This window comes from Phytohabitans sp. LZ39, from assembly GCF_059359075.1.
In genome coordinates this window covers 1-15,879 of the sequence record NZ_JCADBM010000049.1, presented here as the reverse complement: position 1 = coordinate 15,879, position 15,879 = coordinate 1, and the positions used below count along the sequence as shown (strand labels likewise).

Annotated in this window: 19 protein-coding genes; 8 read left to right on the top strand and 11 right to left on the bottom strand. The window is 69.7% G+C overall.

Annotated features, from left to right (window positions below; all coding sequences use genetic code 11):
• The first annotated feature begins 688 nt into the window (after window positions 1-688).
• On the top strand, window positions 689-1,465 hold the full coding sequence (locus AC5L36_RS45030) for a DivIVA domain-containing protein (RefSeq protein WP_441225228.1): 777 nt from the start codon (window positions 689-691) through the stop codon (window positions 1,463-1,465).
• Window positions 1,466-1,559: 94 nt separating this feature from the next.
• Here the strand turns inward: AC5L36_RS45030 and AC5L36_RS45025 are convergent, their stop codons facing one another.
• Window positions 1,560-1,832, bottom strand: coding sequence for a hypothetical protein (locus AC5L36_RS45025; protein WP_441225226.1), 273 nt, complete (start codon window positions 1,830-1,832; stop codon window positions 1,560-1,562).
• A gap of 107 nt (window positions 1,833-1,939) precedes the next feature.
• Between AC5L36_RS45025 and AC5L36_RS45020 the strand changes: the two genes are divergently transcribed.
• From AC5L36_RS45020 to AC5L36_RS45010, 3 genes are read left to right on the top strand one after another with little or no spacing between them, the layout of a single operon-like run.
• Window positions 1,940-2,575, top strand: coding sequence for a hypothetical protein (locus AC5L36_RS45020; RefSeq protein ID WP_441225224.1), 636 nt, complete (start codon window positions 1,940-1,942; stop codon window positions 2,573-2,575).
• Window positions 2,576-2,582: 7 nt separating this feature from the next.
• Window positions 2,583-4,652: a sensor histidine kinase gene (locus AC5L36_RS45015; RefSeq protein ID WP_441225222.1), complete on the top strand. Its 2,070-nt coding sequence runs from the start codon at window positions 2,583-2,585 to the stop codon at window positions 4,650-4,652.
• Between the two features lie 4 nt (window positions 4,653-4,656).
• The gene (locus AC5L36_RS45010; RefSeq protein ID WP_441225220.1) at window positions 4,657-5,289 is read left to right on the top strand and encodes a response regulator; all 633 of its coding nucleotides are present in this window, start codon (window positions 4,657-4,659) and stop codon (window positions 5,287-5,289) included.
• Window positions 5,290-6,364: 1,075 nt separating this feature from the next.
• Here the strand turns inward: AC5L36_RS45010 and AC5L36_RS45005 are convergent.
• Window positions 6,365-6,499 (bottom strand): hypothetical protein, encoded by a 135-nt coding sequence (locus tag AC5L36_RS45005; RefSeq protein WP_441225218.1) that lies wholly within the window; start codon window positions 6,497-6,499, stop codon window positions 6,365-6,367.
• Here AC5L36_RS45005 and AC5L36_RS45000 point away from each other — a divergent pair.
• Window positions 6,498-6,797, top strand: coding sequence for a transposase family protein (locus AC5L36_RS45000; protein ID WP_494909974.1), 300 nt, complete (start codon window positions 6,498-6,500; stop codon window positions 6,795-6,797). The two genes, AC5L36_RS45005 and AC5L36_RS45000, sit on opposite strands and share 2 nt — an antisense overlap.
• A gap of 19 nt (window positions 6,798-6,816) precedes the next feature.
• Window positions 6,817-6,996, top strand: coding sequence for a hypothetical protein (locus AC5L36_RS44995; protein ID WP_441225215.1), 180 nt, complete (start codon window positions 6,817-6,819; stop codon window positions 6,994-6,996).
• Between the two features lie 58 nt (window positions 6,997-7,054).
• Here the strand turns inward: AC5L36_RS44995 and AC5L36_RS44990 are convergent, their stop codons facing one another.
• Window positions 7,055-7,378 (bottom strand): VOC family protein, encoded by a 324-nt coding sequence (locus tag AC5L36_RS44990; protein WP_441225214.1) that lies wholly within the window; start codon window positions 7,376-7,378, stop codon window positions 7,055-7,057.
• Window positions 7,379-8,099: 721 nt separating this feature from the next.
• Between AC5L36_RS44990 and AC5L36_RS44985 the strand changes: the two genes are divergently transcribed.
• Together AC5L36_RS44985 and AC5L36_RS44980 are read left to right on the top strand one after the other, a co-directional pair.
• A complete protein-coding gene (locus tag AC5L36_RS44985; protein ID WP_441225212.1) occupies window positions 8,100-9,389 on the top strand; it encodes a S1 family peptidase in 1,290 nt (429 codons plus the stop codon).
• Between the two features lie 394 nt (window positions 9,390-9,783).
• On the top strand, window positions 9,784-10,329 hold the full coding sequence (locus AC5L36_RS44980) for a cellulose-binding domain-containing protein (protein ID WP_441225210.1): 546 nt from the start codon (window positions 9,784-9,786) through the stop codon (window positions 10,327-10,329).
• Between the two features lie 113 nt (window positions 10,330-10,442).
• On the opposite strand, the gene AC5L36_RS44975 is transcribed toward AC5L36_RS44980, so the two are convergent.
• From AC5L36_RS44975 to AC5L36_RS44940, 8 genes are all read right to left on the bottom strand, one after another.
• Complete coding sequence (locus AC5L36_RS44975) at window positions 10,443-10,730, bottom strand: helix-turn-helix domain-containing protein (protein ID WP_441225208.1); 288 nt, start codon at window positions 10,728-10,730, stop codon at window positions 10,443-10,445.
• A gap of 108 nt (window positions 10,731-10,838) precedes the next feature.
• On the bottom strand, window positions 10,839-12,500 hold the full coding sequence (locus AC5L36_RS44970) for a TlrC/CarA/OleB/SrmB family ABC-F type ribosomal protection protein (RefSeq protein ID WP_441225207.1): 1,662 nt from the start codon (window positions 12,498-12,500) through the stop codon (window positions 10,839-10,841).
• Between the two features lie 362 nt (window positions 12,501-12,862).
• The gene (locus AC5L36_RS44965; RefSeq protein WP_441225206.1) at window positions 12,863-13,408 is read right to left on the bottom strand and encodes a GNAT family N-acetyltransferase; all 546 of its coding nucleotides are present in this window, start codon (window positions 13,406-13,408) and stop codon (window positions 12,863-12,865) included.
• Window positions 13,405-13,824 carry a VOC family protein gene (locus AC5L36_RS44960; protein WP_441225204.1) on the bottom strand — a complete coding sequence of 140 codons (420 nt, stop codon included), beginning with the start codon at window positions 13,822-13,824 and terminating at the stop codon, window positions 13,405-13,407. The genes AC5L36_RS44965 and AC5L36_RS44960 overlap by 4 nt, the downstream gene beginning before the upstream one ends.
• 55 nt (window positions 13,825-13,879) lie before the next feature.
• Entirely contained in the window at window positions 13,880-14,056 is a 177-nt protein-coding gene (locus AC5L36_RS44955) for a hypothetical protein (protein WP_441225203.1), read from the bottom strand.
• Window positions 14,057-14,147: 91 nt separating this feature from the next.
• Window positions 14,148-15,224 carry a metal-dependent hydrolase family protein gene (locus tag AC5L36_RS44950; protein ID WP_441225202.1) on the bottom strand — a complete coding sequence of 359 codons (1,077 nt, stop codon included), beginning with the start codon at window positions 15,222-15,224 and terminating at the stop codon, window positions 14,148-14,150.
• Window positions 15,225-15,358: 134 nt separating this feature from the next.
• Window positions 15,359-15,598, bottom strand: coding sequence for a transposase (locus AC5L36_RS44945; protein ID WP_441225200.1), 240 nt, complete (start codon window positions 15,596-15,598; stop codon window positions 15,359-15,361).
• Between the two features lie 141 nt (window positions 15,599-15,739).
• Window positions 15,740-15,862 carry a VOC family protein gene (locus tag AC5L36_RS44940; protein ID WP_441225230.1) on the bottom strand — a complete coding sequence of 41 codons (123 nt, stop codon included), beginning with the start codon at window positions 15,860-15,862 and terminating at the stop codon, window positions 15,740-15,742.
• Window positions 15,863-15,879: the final 17 nt, after the last annotated feature.

The following is a 15,879-nucleotide window of genomic DNA, read 5'->3' as shown; positions in this document are numbered from 1 at the left end:
ACGGTGGGGCACGAGGACCTCCCTCGGATGGTGCGGCTGTTGTGGTAGCTCCACACCTACCGAGGAGGTCCTCACCCAATCAAGATCCCCGTGTCACCAACGTCCGTGGGCAGTACATCTAGGAGAGTTGGGGCGCTAGTTCAACCCTAAAGTCTCCTAGATCTCGAAGTCTGGCCCGTTTGGCTGGTGACGCTGCGTCAGGATGGCGCAGGTAGGCTCCGCGAAGACCCCGGCGGGGCTTGTCCCGCGGAGCTGGCAGTGGACGGCCGGGGATTTCGGCGAGCGCTGCGAGCCGCCGGCCGGGAGCGGTGCCCGCGGGAGCATACGGTCCGCCACTGACGCGGACATGGGCAACATATGCCTTGAAGCAACGCCACGACGAGCGGCGACCCTGACCCCGAAAGATCCTGTACGTCGGGTAGCCCGAGGGCATGCAGGCCGAGGGTGTCCATCAGCAGGTGGCCGGGGCGGTCAGCATCGTTGAAGAGCCGGACGTTCACCAGGCCGAGGAGGGGTGCCGTCGCCGCGGATGGTAGGAGCGCGACGCCGCTGATCGCCACCAGGTGCTCACGCGGGACGCGTACCCGCACCGTCCCGGGCAGTGGTCCACAACGGTGCCTGTCGTATCGAGCTGCACGGCGGATGAGGAGTTTTCGTCCAGCTAGGCGGCTGTGGTTACGCTGCTTTGGTGGTCGATCGCTCCCTGCCTCATGGTGGTATCGAGTTCGGCGGTAACGACGTTGCGCCTATCTCGTGGCCGCATTGGTTCGGCGGGGCGGCGATCGCCGGCGTGGGGTTCGGTTGTCTCATAGGTTCCGTGGTCGGGGGTGCCTCTGGTGTGGCGTACGGCGGGGGCTTGGGTGTCTTGCTCGCGGCGGTGACGCTCGCGATGCCGATTCGGTTGCGAAACTACCGGCTCCCTGAGCCGCCGGTGCTGCGCGTGGGGCTTGACGGCCTGCATATACATGTGGTGGCTCGGCAGGGCCGGCGCGTCCGCACTTATGTTTACGTGCCGTGGCACGCCGTCGATGCGCTCAGGCTCGCTGGCACCTGGCAGGCCGGGCTGGCCCGGCCCGCGCTACGCGTCGAGTTGAGGGACGGCGGGCCGGGCGGGGACGGTGGCACGCTGATGGTTCCGGACGTCGGCTCGCCAGATCTGGTGGCGGCGGTCGCGGGGTACTCCGATGGACGGCATCGGGTTGTCGAGCGGCAGGATCTGACACCGCGGGTCGCGCCCGGGTTCGAGGTCGTGTTGTACGGCTATGACATCGGCCAGGTCGACCCGCTGGTACGGCGCGTCGAGGCAGCCATGTCGCCTGATGGCGCGGCTTCGCGCCTGGCGGTAAGGGAGGAGCTGGTCGCCGGCCCGGCGTTCGACAAGCGGCCGCGTGGCTACCGGCGGACCGAGGTCGATGCCTACCTGCGGCGGGCGATGCGAAGACTCGCACAGCATGACACGGCTTGATACACCGACAGCGAGCCGCTGGCCCCGCAGATACGGCTCAAGTGGCCGCAGGTCGCGCTGGTGGGCCGCTGACCGCGCGCGGGATGCGATGCCTTCACCGGCGATCGTTCGTGGACAGCCCGAGGAACTCGCGAAGGAGCAGGCAGAGTTTGGCGATGGCCAACTGGTGGTCGTCGTCAGTGACTATGGGTTGTCGCGTTGTCCCGGCGCCGAATGTCTCCTCGATGACGAGCGACCAGAATGCGAGGCTGCTGTGGGAATGGCGTCCGGACATCCAGGCCTGGAACGCTTCCAGCTCGCCGCGGCCGCGGGCGAGGCCATCCTGCCCGACGGCGAGCGCCAGCGGTGATGACCGGGGCATTGCCAATGCGGCGGATCGTGGGCCGGGCAGAAGAGGACCTGGCGTCCCTGGTGCCCGGGACGGTGGGATCGGGAGCGTGATCTCCAACAGCCACCGCGCTTTTGGAGACCACCATGTTGCTCGAATCGACCACCGCCACCGATACCACCGCCGCGATCCGGCGGCCGGCCTGGAAGCTCGCCCTCTCGCCGCTGGCCTTCGTCGCCTGGCTCGTCGCCGTCGTCGCGACGATGTCGGGCACCGGGGTGAGCGACTCCGCCGACCTCACCCCGGACCAGATGGACGGGATCCGGGTCGGGTGGGCGCTGATGTGGCCGGTGTACGCGATCGCCGTGCTCCTCGGCCTCTCCGCCCTCTACCCGCTCAACCGCCTCCTGCGCGGCCGGCTCGCCACCGCCTCGCAGGTCTTTGTCGCCGTCGCGGCGGTCGCCATCCTCGCCAACCTGGTGCTGAGCGAGGTCGCCGCCGGCTTCGGTGAGGCCCGCCTGGGCGACAACGCAGCGTACGAGGCCTCGCTCGTGGCCAGCTACGCCTCGATCTGGGCGGCAACCGTCGCCACCATCCTCACCGCGGTCGCGCTGCGCACCAGCGGGCTGCTGCGGCGGGCCGGGCTGGTCGTCGCCATCCTCGCCGGCGCGCTGCTCGTACTCGACGTGGCGACCCGGGGGCTGCCGCCGTTCATGGTCGCGCTCTTCTGGGTCGTGTTGGGGGTCGGGCTGCTCCGCCGCCGCGTACCGTCCTCGGTGTGAGTAGGCCGTGACCGTCGAAACCGCCGACGCGGCGACCGGTGTGCACACGCTGCGCATCGGTCGCGCGGTCGTGCTCGCCGCCACTGGCGTGCTGCTCGCGCTCTTCGCCGCCGGGCTGGTGCTGTGGGCCACGCACGCGGGTGAGCTGCTCCCGCTGTGGGTGGCGCCGGACGGCGCCTGGACGGCGGGCCAGCTGCGCGCCGTGCTGGCCGGGTGGGGTGTGCCGGTCGGCTGGTTCGCCGGCTACTTCATCCTCCTGGAGCTGCTGCTTGTCGCGGCGAGCGTGGTGGCGGCGTGGTTCGTCCTGCGCGGTGCGCTGTCGTGGTTCCGGCTGTACCTCGTCTTCGTGCTCGTCCTCTTCGCCACCGCCGGCGGCGGGGTGCCGCTGGTGGTGGGCGAGCTGTACCCGGCGGTCGCCGACCCCCTCGCGCTGGCCCAGGGCGTGGCGTGGATCGCGCTCTTCCCGCTGGCATACGTCTTCCCGGACGGTCGCTTCGTTCCACAGTGGAGCCGGTGGTTGGCGGTGGGTTGGGCGCTGTGGCTCGCGGCCGTCGTGGCGTTCGACTCCACAGGGGAGGGTCCGGTCCCGGCTGCCCTGCTGTTGCTGCTCTTCGGCAGCTGCGTCGCGGCTCAGGTGTACCGGTACGCGCGCGTCTCCGGCCCTGTCGAGCGCCTCCAGATCCGGTGGGTGCTGTGCGCGGTGGCGCTCCGCTTCGCGTACAACGTGGCACTCGTCGCCACACCGCTCGGCGCGGTGCAGGACGAGGCGACGCAGCGTGGCCTCGCGGTGTACACCGGCCTCATGGCCGTCTCCTACGCCATGGCCGCCGCCCTGCCCGCGGCCATCGCCGTCGCGATCGTGCGGCACCGGCTCTTCGACATCGACGTGGTGATCAGTCGCACGCTGGTGTACGGGGTACTGACCGCGTTCGTCGTCGGCACGTACGCGCTCGTGGTGGGCGGCGTGGGCGCGCTGTGGCGGGGCGGCGGGCCGGTCGCGCTCCCGCTGGTGGCGACCGGGCTGGTCGCCGTCGCGTTCAGCCCGCTGCGCGAGCAGGTGCAGCGCCGCGTCAACAGACTGGTGTACGGCGAGCGGCACGACCCGTACGGCGTGCTGTCCCGCCTCGGCCGCCAGCTGGCCGGTGTGGTGCGGCCGGAAGCGGTGGCGCCGGCGATCGTGGAAGCGGTGGCGCGGGCGCTGAAGGCTCCCTACGTGGCTGTCGACGTCGACGGCGGCGTCGTCGCCTCCCGTGGTGTCGCGCCCGCCGGGGCCGAGCGGTTCCCGCTCCAGCACCGGGGCGAGACGGTGGGCGACCTCGTCGTCGGCGGGCAACTCTCGGCCGGCGACCGGCGGCTGCTCGCCGATCTGGCCGGGCAAAGCGGCGCCGCGCTGTACGCCGCCCAGGAGTCGGCCCGCACCCGCCAGCTCGCCGGCGACCTCCAGCGCACCCGCGAAGACCTCGTCGCCGCCCGCGAGGAGGAGCGCCGCCGCATCCGCCGCGACCTGCACGACTCGCTCGGCCCGGCACTCAGCGGGCAGGCGCTCACCATCGAGGCGGCCCGCTCCCTGCTCGCCACCGACCCGGCCGCCGCCGACGGGCTGCTGCGCGACCTCACCGCGCACAGCCGGCAGACCCTCGACGAGGTACGCCGCCTCGCCCGCCAGCTCCGCCCGCCCGTGCTCGACGAGCTGGGGCTGGCGGCGGCGCTGGGCGACCTCCGCGAGCGGTACCGGCCGCAGGGGCTCGACGTCACCGCGGAAGTGCCGCCACTGCCCGACCTGCCCGCCGCCGTCGAGGTCGCGGTGTACCGCATCGTCCAAGAGGCGCTCACCAACGTGGTGCGGCACGCCGGCGCCGGAACCTGCGTGGTGTCGCTGGCCGTCGACGGCGCCGCACTCACCGTGTCCGTTGTGGACGACGGGCGCGGGATCGGCTCCACGCCCGCGGGCGTGGGCCTGGCCTCGATGCGCGAGCGGGCCGAAGAGCTGGGCGGCACGCTCACCGTCGACTCGTCGTCGCGCGGCACCACGGTCACGGCGCGGCTGCCGCTGCGCACCCACCCGGAGGGAGACTGAGCCTGTGATCAGGATCCTGCTCGCCGACGACCACCCCATGTTCCGGTACGGGCTGCGCGCCGTGCTCGGCTCCGACCCAGGCGTCGAGCTGGTCGGCGAGGCGGGCAGCGGCGACGAGGCCGTTACCCTCGCCGGCGATCTCCGGCCCGACGTGGTGCTGATGGACCTCACCATGCCCGGCCTCAACGGCGTCGAGGCCACCCGGCGCATCCTGACCGCGTCGCCGGAGGTCAACGTGCTGGTGGTGACGATGTTCGACGACAGCGCCTCGGTGCTCGCCGCGATCCGGGCCGGCGCGCGCGGATACCTGGTGAAGGGCGCCGACCGCGAGGAGATCCTGCGGGCAGTGCACGCGGCCGCGGCGGGCGAGGCCATCTTCAGCTCCGCCGCAGCCCAGCACGTCACCAACCACCTGGCCGGCGCCCGCCCCGCGCCCGCGCCGCTGTTTCCGGCGCTGACCAGCCGCGAACACGAGATCCTGGAGCTGCTCGCCGCCGGCTACACCAACACCGCCATCTCCGAGCGCTTCCACCTGAGCCCCAAGACCGTCCGCAACTACGTCTCCACGATCTTGTCCAAGCTGGACGCCACCACGCGGGCCGAGGCCATCGCGAAGGCCCGCGACGCCGGCCTCTAGGTCGAATAGCCGCGCGGTGAACCCCTCGTGTGCAGGCGCTTCTGATCGGCTGATGATAGGGGCGTCATCAGAGCGGCCATCGCGAGGGCGACCAGATCTACAGCCCTTTCGGGGTCGGGGTCGCCGCTCGTCGTGGCGTTGCTTCAAGCCATATTTGCCCACGTCCGCGTCAGCTGCGGACCGTATGCTCCCGCGGGCACCGCTCCCGGCCGGCGGCTCGCAGCGCTCGCCGAACCCCCCGGCCGTCCACTGCCAGGTCCGCGAGACAAGCCCGAGCGGGTTTGGGTGGCCTCACCTGCGCCGTCCTGACGCAGTGTCACCAGCCAACGGGACCAGACTTCGAGATCTAGGAGATTTAGGGTTGAAATGGCGCCCAAACTCTCCTGGATCTCGAGCCTCGCGCCGCTCATACCCTCGTGGCGGTTACACGCGGCGACGACAACCCCGTTGCTTTTCCGGATCGCCGATCCGGGAACGGGCATTGTGGACAAACGTCGACCACCGCCTGGCACGAGCTCCGTCACCCCGCCCTCTTTCCTGCCGGCCGGTTGCGTGCAGGGGTGAGCGCGACCAACGGCGGACGGGTGAGGCCGCGGGAGCAACGGTCTGGACCACGACGGACATCGCGGTAGCTCAAATCTCTGTCTAAATAGGGGTCGAAGCCACCCCGACTCCGAAAGGTCTCTACATCGACCGGCTGCGGGCGGGTTCGCCACCAGCCGCCTGGTCGGCAACCACCGCCGGACAGACAACCGCCATCGCACCTACCGGCGCTGGTGACCACCCGACAACGGACGGTTGGCGGGGGCTGTCGCGGCCCGATGCCGGTCCAGTCGTCGAGCCGGTTGATCCGGGTCCGCGATGGTGCCCGGTCGCGGGGTTGGCTTGTCGTCGCGACCGCGATTTGCACGGCGCCGAGCCAGCCGAGGTCCAGCGTCAGGACTGTTCCTACTTGCCGTCGCAGGCAGGGCCTCGGCAAAGTCGTGAGGTGTCCGGCTTGAGTGGGTTGGTGTAGACGCGCCCTTGCTGGTGACGGCCGGGCGGGCATGACCGGATCAGAAGATCATCGAGGTTCCTACGCCTTGTCGATCTTTCCGAAGTGAGCCATGCCCGCGTTGCTATCGTCGCTGATCTCGTCATTGTCGGATGTACCGGCCGGAACCTGCGCCGCACCGTCGGCGGCCGGGTTGCTCGCCGCGTTGAACACCATGCCTGATCCAAGGGCTCGGCGCGGAGTTCGTCACGCGCTGGCCGTTGTGGTCACCGCGGCGGTATGCGCGGTCATCGCCGGCTACCGCTCCTACACAGCCATCGGTGAATGGGTCGCTGACCTGCCGGCGGAGACCGCGGCCGCACTAGGCATCGATGCCGGACGCCGCCCATCCGAGACCATGATCCGCCGGTTGTTGCAGGCCCTAGACCCGGACCGGCTGACCGCGGTGATCGGCGCTTGGCTCGCCACACAGATGCCAACACAGGATCCGTGGCCACTGGCACATCGAGAATAAGGTGCACTGGGGGCGCGACGTGAGCTACGACGAAGACCGCTCCCAGATCCGCACCGGCGCCGGTCCACACGTTATGGCCGCCCTCCGCAACGCCGCCATCGGCGCTATACGCGCCACCGGCGTCACCAACATCGCCGCCGCTAACCGCTACCACGCCCGCGACAGCAGCCGCCCACTCACCGTCCTCGGCATCGTCTGACGATTTGCCCACGCGCTGCCATAACTTGCCCGGCACCTGGTAACACACTCGGAAACAATCATTGGCCCCCGTCAACCACCACGCAGAACAGATTGCCCTCCGGGTCGAGGAGCACCACGTGGTCGGCGCCGTCGGCATAGTCCCACGCAACGCGGCGAGCGCCCAGGGAGATGAGCCGCTCGACCTCGGCCTGCTGCTCCGCCGGATCGGCGACTGACAGGTCCAGGTGCGTCCCGTCGTCGGTATCCAGCACGATCGCCACAGCGGCACCATCCTTCGGCACCAGAACCGGTGATTCGTTACCGACCTCGCCGCTGCGCACCTCGTAGCCGAGCGCGGCCGTCCAGAATCCAGCCGCTCGATAAAGGTCCTCGACATGCAAGTTTACTGACTTAATACGCACCATCGTCCCAGTATCGGCCCCCACCCGAGCACACCCGCGACCCTCTTCGCCGTCTGCGGCCACGACGATGGTGGCGTCCTGCGACAGACACGCCACAGTGATCGCTGCCCCGAGGCTTGGCCAAGCCGGCGACATCGCCCCGTCTGCCTCGAGGTATCTCTGCAAGGCCGATCGACTTTGCCGGAGCCCTGCCGTCGCAGGTCGCGCCGCTTGGCCGCGTGGGATTGCACCGGGCCGCGATCCGGATCCATTGGCAGGTCGGGTCGGGGCGCCTGCGTCATCCCCGTGTTGTTTTTGCGTTGACCCGCTTCTAAACAACTCGTCGCCATGCTGACCTGGGCAGAGGCGGGCGTCATATCGATGGGCACTAGGGCGGGAAGGGGACCGGTGATGTCTGACGCCTGCGCCCCTTTGGTCCAGGAGGAGGTAATAAACATCCACAGGCCGAGCGGACCGACGCTGGAGTTGCGTCATACGTTCGCGGCGCCCGGCGCCCGGCGGCGCCACCGGTCCGGCGCTGCGGCTGGTGCCGAATGGCGACTCGCTTCACGGCGAGGCACCGGCCGGCTCGAGCGCGGCGCCTCGCGAGCCGCGCATTCAATTGTTCGTGTCAATTGCTTTGCAATCGTCGTCCGGCAGGGTGGCGGTTGAGGCGTGGCCTAATCCGGGCCTCGCTACCGCAACGTGCAAAGGAGGACTCTTGAAGTTCCGACTATTTGGCGTGGCTGTCGCTGGGATCCTGGGAGCCGGTCTGCTTGCGACGCCATCGCAGGCGGCCGCAGGGATGCTTTCTGCCGGAGGAGACGCGGCGAGCCTTGCTGGGCGCGCCGAGAGGATCGAGATGACAGCGTTCCTCGATCCGTCGCAGGAGACAATGGAGCGTCAGGACTTGGAGAGGCTGGCCCAGCGAACAGGTGAGCCGCTCGGTGCGATCCTTACGCGCCAAGCTCGCTCTGGGGAGATGAACCGGGCGCTGGCACGCGTCAACGAGGTCACACCGGGCATCATCGCGGCGGCCGAACTCCGCGAGGACGGAATATATCGCGTCTATGTCAAGAAGGCTTCGCCGCAGCAGATGGATGCGGCCCGAGCCGGGCTGGCCCATCTGCCGGTGAGTATCGTTGGCGACCGTCGGTACAGCAACGCGGATCTCACCAAAGTCCTGCCGTCCCTCAGCCGGTTTCTGGATGTGGCGTCGCCCGACGTCTATGAGGTCAGCTACGACGCAGCCATGGACCACTTCGTCGCTACAGCTTCCGCTACCGGCGCGAAAGACGTGCGTGAGGCGTACCCGACACAGCGGGACGGGCTCGTCGACGTGGCCGGCATGCCCGTCGAACTCGTCGTCAAGGAGACCCCGCCGGACGCCACTGCCGAAACGACGGTGGTCGGTGGTGCTGGGCTGAACACCCGCGACGGCGACGTCTTCCGCCCGTCTTGCACTGGCGGGTTTACCGTGCGCACAACGACGGCGGTGGGAACGTTGACAGCGGGGCATTGCCCAAATTTCCTCCACTATGGAAGCGAACGGATCCTGAGTTTCGCGGCCGAGTGTGACCCCACCTCCAGCACGTGCGAGCGTGGCGATATGCAATGGCATGCTACAGCGTCGATCGCACCACGCTTCCGAGCTTATAGCAGCGTGTATCGCGACGTGCACACGGTGGGATTCCCGGTGGTCGGCGAAACAGCATGTCACTATGGGATCGGAACCGGCGATGGGGTCTGCGGCACGATAAGGCAGGCAAACACCTGCCTTAGGTTGGATGCGCCCGATTTTGAGGCGACCAGACTGTGCAACGCAGCCACAATGACCGCCGACATTTCAGAGGATGGCGACAGCGGCGGTCCGTGGTTCTATGGAAACACAGCCTTGGGAATCCACCATGGCCAGTACAGGTACGCCGGGGAGGCCCAGTCGGTCTCCGCATTCACACAAACCGCCAACCTGCGGGACATCCTCCCCGGCGTAAACATTGCCTATAGATGAGTCACGTCCGGGACTGTCCGGATCTTTGTACTGTGAGGCGATAACCTCGTCTCAGGTTCCGTGATGCGCGGGTGAGATCTCTTCCAGTGAAGCGTCACAACTCCATGATCACTGGCAGGATCTCACCCACTCTTCCCGCCGCCCACAGAGGGCACCGCCGCCGGGATAAACGGTCCTGGCGAAACCGCGTGCACGGCACCCCAGTCCGGACGGGGTTCGTGCCCGGAGACGTCGATGCCGATGGGTGGCGGTTTCAGGCCAGCTCAGCGGCGCGGCCGTTCAGCGACGCGAGGGTCGCTTACCACCGGATCCCCTCGAATGGATCACCCCGCATTCCCACATCTCGATAATTGTCTATCTTGACGGTTGCCGATGCGCGCCGGATCCTCAGGGCATGAGTGGACGCTCGCGGCGGCAACGTCGTGTTTGGCCGGCACTGCTGGCCGTCGCGGCAATTCCCGCGATGGTGACCGGCACGGCCCTGGTTACGATGCCCGCCGCGGCCGGCATCGGACTGCCGGCAGTGCTGAACACCTGCGCCGCCCCGACGCCGACCGGGGTGCAGTGCACGATCGGGACGCCAATCAGCTCGTCTTCGTCGTCGCCGAGCACGGCCTCGCCCAGCACCTGCCGGGTCACGTACACCACGCAGTCGCAGTGGGACACCGGATTCCTGGCCAGGGTGACCGTCCACAACAACGGCACCGCACCGGTCAGCGGGTGGACGGTCCGCTTCACCTTCCCCGGCGACCAGCGGATCACGAACTTGTGGAACGGTACGTACGTCCAGACCAGCGCCGCTGTGACGGTATCGAACGCCCGCTGGAACCAGCTCATCCCGCCCGGCGGCAGTACCTGGTTCGGAATGTACGGCGCATCCACGGCAAGTCAGCCGCCGCCCACGACTTTCACCCTGAACAACGCGCCCTGCACCGCATAGTTGACCGTAAGGTCAGCGTCCCAGCTGGATCTCGATCTCCACCTCGACGTCCTCACGGACCTTGAGCGCGCCGAGAAAGGCCGAGTACGGCCGGATTCGGTACGTCGACTTGGTCACGACCGTGGTTGCAGCCTCGTGACGGCCAGTCCGTTTGGTGCTATTGCGTTCGCGGCGTCCGAGCACACGACGAGCTTGGCTAGCCCCCCCGAGGCCAACGCCGCCGTGCCTCCAGCGATCCACCGACGCCACCGCTCCCGCACCGATTTCTTCGAAACTCGCAGCTCAGAAGCGATCTCTGCGGTCGGTCTGGACTTCTGGAACAGGGTCGCCGCCCGTCGCCGGACCGCTTCACGCCGCGCCCTGGCTGCCGCGTTCAAACCACCACCAGCCGGATACCTCATCACCCCGGCCTACCGAACGGCGGCCCAACCCCGGCGTCTCGTGTGTTGGTCGGCCAGCCGTGTGCCCGAGTTCGCCGCCCTCGGGGGCCCGCCAGCGCATGGTCTCGGCTAGCAGGCGTGGGCCAGAGGTGTGGCTTCCCCGAGCTGCGCGACGCGGCCGGCGTCCAGCTCCAGGTGGGTGCCGGTGAACCGGGCGCGCATGCGGCGGTCGTGGGTGACGATGACTACCGCGCCCGGGTACTGCGCCAGGGCTTCCTCCAGCTCCTCGACCAGGGCCGGGGAGAGGTGGTTGGTCGGCTCGTCGAGCAGCAGCAGGTCGACCGGTTCGCTGACCAGGCGGGCCAGCTCGATCCGGCGCCGCTGCCCGTAGGACAGCTCGCCCACGCGCAGCCGCAGATCGGCCGGCCGGAACAGGCCGAGGGAGAGCAGCTCGTCGGTGTACTCGTCCGGGCCGCCGGGCCGCCCGTGGGCGAACGCCTGTGGCACGGTCAGGCTGGGCGGCCACGGGGTTTCCTGCTGTCGCAGGTGCCCGATCCGGCCGCGCGTGCGTACCGTTCCGTCGTCCGGACGCAGTTCCCCGGCCAGTACCCGGATGAGGGTGGTCTTGCCCGCTCCGTTGGGGCCGGTGACCAGGAGCCGTTCCGCGCCCCCGATCCGCAGTGACGGCACGTAGAGCCGGTCGGCGACGCGGATCCCGGTGAGTTCCGCGGCCGCTTCCGGCGCTTGGCTGTCGGCGCCGGTGATGCGGGCCGCGAAGACCAGCGGGTCGGGCGGCGGCGCGACGGGGTTGCCGGTGAGACGCTCGACGCGCTCCTTGGCGTTGCGGATGCGCCCCATCGCACCGTGGTCGCGGCCACGGGCCCGGAAGGCGCCGTGCCCGAACTTGGCCATCGGGGCCTTGCGCGGGATAGCGTCCAGGCGGACCGCGTTCGCGGCAGCCAGCTTCCGGTTGCGGGCCAGCTCGGCGCGCCACTCCTCGTACTCCTGGAGCCGACGCCGGCGCTCGGCGGCCTTGGCGGCGAGGTATCCGTCGTAGCCGTCGCCGTAGCGCGCCACCTTGCCCTCGCCGACCTCCAGGATCGTGGTGGTGACCCGATCCAGGAACTCCCGGTCGTGGGTCACCGCGAGCACCGTGCCGCGGTGCGCCCGCAGGTGCGCCTCCAGCCAGCCCACGGCCTGGTCGTCCAGGTCGTTGGTCGGCTCGTCGAGCAACAGCAGTTCCGGCAGGGACGCCAAGGTGGCGGCCAGGGCCAGCCGCGACCGCTCCCCGCCAGACAGCGTGCCAAGCAACCTCGTGCGGTCCAGACCTGGCAGGCCGAGCCCGTGCAACGCGATGTCAACCCGGGTGTCCGCCGTGTACCCGCCGCGCGCCTCGTACCGGCCGACCAGCCCGGCGTAGGCCTCCAGCGCGGCCGCGAGTTCCGCCCCTGCCAGGCTGCGCAGTCCGGTCTCGGCGTCGCGCATCCGCGACTCGAGCGTGCGCAGGTCGGCAAGGGCGAGGTCGATCGCGTCCTGGACCGTGGCCTCAGGCGGCAGCGCCAGCGATTGCGCGAGGTAGCCGATGCCGCCGGGCGCGACCACGCTCACCTCGCCGTTGTCGGGCCGGTCCGCCCCGGCCAGCAGCCGCAACAGCGTGGACTTACCCGCGCCGTTGTCGCCGATGATGCCGGCCTTCTCGCCCGGCTTGACGGTGAAGGACACTGCGTCCAGCACCACGTGGTCGTCGTAGCGGCGGGTGACGTTGTGTAGCGAAAGTTGGGCAGTAAGCAAGGAAGAGTCCCCTGTTCTCGGCCGGGCCGATCGGAACGGGCCGTCGGCCCGCTTGAGCACCTGCCGGTCGGCGAGTTCGGGCAGCCACCGATCTACCGGGTCGTCCAGCCGCAGCCGGCACTCGTCGAGCAGGACAATCGCCGCCGCGACCGCGAACCGGCTTGGACGTCGAGGCCATCCGCAGCCCCGAGGCCGCGATCGCTGAACCGTTCATGGCATCCACGGTGGCCAACCACTCTGACACCGGGCTGTCGCCGTCCTGACGCCGCCGCTGACACGCGGCGGAAAGCAGCCAGCCGGGCACGACCCCGTGGCGCGCAGTCGAAGATTCTGCACTTCTGGTCAATGACCGGACCGGCGGGTCAGCGCCTCACGGCGTTCAGTTCGAGCCGCCCGTAGAGGCTGGTGAACATGTCGATCTCGGTGATCTCGTAGTAGCAGACCCGTTCCGGTGTTTCGACGCGGCGCATACCGGCTTTCTCCATCACCCGCCGGGCGCCGACGTTGTGGTGCATGGTGTCCGCGACCGCCCGACGCACCCGACCGGTGCCGAACGCCCACGCCAGCAGACCGCGTAGCGCCTCGGTGGTGTAGCCGCGTCCCTCGACCTCCGGGGCGACCCCGTAGCCGAGCTCGACCGTACCGTCTACGTCGGGCGGCCCGAAGAACCCGATCCCGCCGATGACCAGCCCGGTATCCCGGTCCACCATTTGCAGCGGTCCGAACAGTGTCTCGCCGCCGGGATCGTGGACAAGGAACAGGCGGGCCACGTCCTGGTCGTCGGCGCGCGGATAGCCGGCCGACCAGCTCTGCCCGACGCGGTCGCCGGCGACGATCAGCTCGGCACGTTGCCGGGTCAGCGGGAGCAGCCGCAGCCGCTCGGTCTCGATCATCACGTCCGGGCTCATCCGGCCAGGCCGTGGTCGGCCAACCACTGCGGGTCCGGCGCCACCATCCGCAGCACCTCGACCAGCAGTCCGTCCGGCCCGGCGACCTGGAACCGACGCTGCCCCCACGGCTCGGTCACCAGCGGCATGACCACCTCCATGCCGGCGGCGTCCAGCCGGGCGAACTCGGCGTCCACATCAGCGACCAGGAACGCCAGCAGCGTGCCGACCACGTTCCTGCCACGGCTCGCCTGCGGCCACGACTGGTGGTCGCGCTGGACGAAGTCCAGGCTCACGTTCGGGTGATCGGCGTGCTGCGTGTTCACGTACCAGCCCAGATCGATACCAACCGTGAACCCGAAATGCTCGGTGAACCACGCCGCACTCGCGGCGGGGTCCTCCGCCGCGACCGCCATCCCGATCAATGTGAACTGCATAGATGCCATCGCCTCCCGTGGAACGGACCGACCGCCGCGACCTGCGCGCGGCCGGTCATGTGACATCCCCAGGCTCCCGGGGAGGGCGGCGGCGATCAACGGCGAACATCGCAACGACCGATAACCGGCACGTTATCGGCATCGGCACGGTGACACGCACCTGGCCGGTGACCTCCTCGGTGTCCACGCCGTAGCGGTTGCGGTCCGGCAGCAGCGCGCGCAGCTTGGCCACCTAGGCCTCCACCGCCCATGAGGCGGTGTCCTGCGAGCCACTGCCACGAGCGTGACGGCCAGCGGCGCGGCGATCGGGCCGAGCCGGCGGCTCACGGCCGGATCGCCGGCGCGGTGAGCGCGGCGCCGCGCACGTAGACGGCGCGGATCCGGTGGATGGCGGCCGGGTCGCGCAGCGGGTCGCCGTCGACGGCGAGGATGTCGGCGTCGTACCCAGGAAGGATTTTGCCCTTGCGGTCGCCCAGGCCGAGCACCTCGGCGGCGCGGCCGGTGATCGCGTGCAGCGCCTCCGCGGGGCTCATACCGATCTGGGCGAGATGGACGAGCGCGGTCGGTAGGACGTCGTGCGGTTTGATCGGCGCGATCCCGGCGTCGGTGCCGACGACGATGCGGGCGCCGGACGCGCGCATCGCGGTGGCGTTGGCGATCAACTTTGGACGGCGGGAGGCCATCTCGGGCGGCATGGCGAAGCCCTCGACGGGCTTCAGCCCAAGCGTGAGGCTGAGCGCCACACCCCGGCGCTGGATCTCGTCGAGCAACCCGTGTGGTATGTCGTCGACCGCGTCGGCGGTCATGAACGAGGCGTGTTCCAGACTGTCCACACCGGACGCGACCGAATCGACAATCGCGGCGGTGCCGTGCGCGTGCGCGGTGACCGGCAGTCCGAGCCGGTGCGCTTCGTCGACCAGCGCGCGCAGTTCCTCGGCGGTGAACTGGGGCGCCTCCGGCCGGCTGCCGGCGGTCATGTTGCCGCCGCTGGCCATCACCTTGACGACGTCGACGCCGCGCTCGTGCCGTTCCCGGACGGCGGCGCGGACGCCCTCGACACCGGACGCGGCACCGCCGAGGACGTGGCAGTGCCCGCCAGGCGTGGTGATCGGCACGCCAGCGGCGAGGACGTCGGGCAGCGTCCAGTCGGCCCGGGCCGCGGCGCGTACGCCGAGGGCCAGATAGTCGACGTCGCCGAGGTCGCGCAGCGTGGTCACCCCGGCCCGCGCCGCCCGCCGCGCGGCCACACACATCGCGGCGAACGTCTCCGCCGCGTCCCGCGTGGCCAGCGCACCGATCGGGTCCGGCGAAGCGTCGAACGCGAGGTGCACGTGCGTGTCGACGAGTCCGGGCAGGAGCGTCACGCCAGGAAGGTCGACGACATCGGCGTCCTCGGGCACCTCCCCGGCCGGCGACAGGCGGTCAGCCAGGCCGGCGTGCGCTCGACCACCAAGCGGCGCGGGTGCACAGCGAAGCCTTGCTGGTCGGCGGGTTTGCGGACGATCTCGATCGTCGTGTTGAGGATGTCGCGGGCCTAGTCGACCAGCCGTCCGGCGAAGCCCTGATCGGCGAAGATGTGCCGCATTGACGGCGCGGCCAGGGTAGCGGCCACCAGGGCGCCCTTGGCGCCGTCGCGGTCCTGCCAGGACGCGGCCAGCACCCAGACGGTGACCAGCAGCCCGAGCGTGTCCGTGACGATGAACCGCTTGCGGCCGTTGATCTTCTTCCCCGCGTCGTAGCCTCGGCTGTCGGCTCCGACGGTGTCCGCGCCCACTGGGCGTCGGTCAGGTCGGACGGGTATCCACGGCGAGGGATCGGCACCGCACCACCCTGGCCGGCTCAGCAGCTCCCCGCACGCCGCCATGCCAGTCCACATCGGACCCTTCTCAAACACGTTCTGAGGGCGGTCGTTCGATCAGTTGACGCAGAACTCGTTGCCTTCCGGGTCCTGCATGATCAGCCAGAACCCTTCGTCGTTGTCGACGCGGCGGTAGATCGACCCGCCAGCAGCTACGAGCTGGTTTCCGACTGCCTCGATCCGCGCCCGGCGCTCCG

Bases quoted from the DNA above. Each gene is read 5' to 3' on its own strand.
- AC5L36_RS45020 (WP_441225224.1), top strand. From the start codon at position 1,940: ATGTTGCTCGAATCGACCACCGCCACCGATACCACCGCCGCGATCCGG.
- AC5L36_RS45000 (WP_494909974.1), top strand. From the start codon at position 6,498: ATGCCTGATCCAAGGGCTCGGCGCGGAGTTCGTCACGCGCTGGCCGTT.
- AC5L36_RS45005 (WP_441225218.1), bottom strand. From the start codon at position 6,499: ATGGTGTTCAACGCGGCGAGCAACCCGGCCGCCGACGGTGCGGCGCAG.
- AC5L36_RS44980 (WP_441225210.1), top strand. From the start codon at position 9,784: ATGAGTGGACGCTCGCGGCGGCAACGTCGTGTTTGGCCGGCACTGCTG.
- AC5L36_RS44975 (WP_441225208.1), bottom strand. From the start codon at position 10,730: ATGAGGTATCCGGCTGGTGGTGGTTTGAACGCGGCAGCCAGGGCGCGG.
- AC5L36_RS44965 (WP_441225206.1), bottom strand. From the start codon at position 13,408: ATGAGCCCGGACGTGATGATCGAGACCGAGCGGCTGCGGCTGCTCCCG.
- AC5L36_RS44960 (WP_441225204.1), bottom strand. From the start codon at position 13,824: ATGCAGTTCACATTGATCGGGATGGCGGTCGCGGCGGAGGACCCCGCC.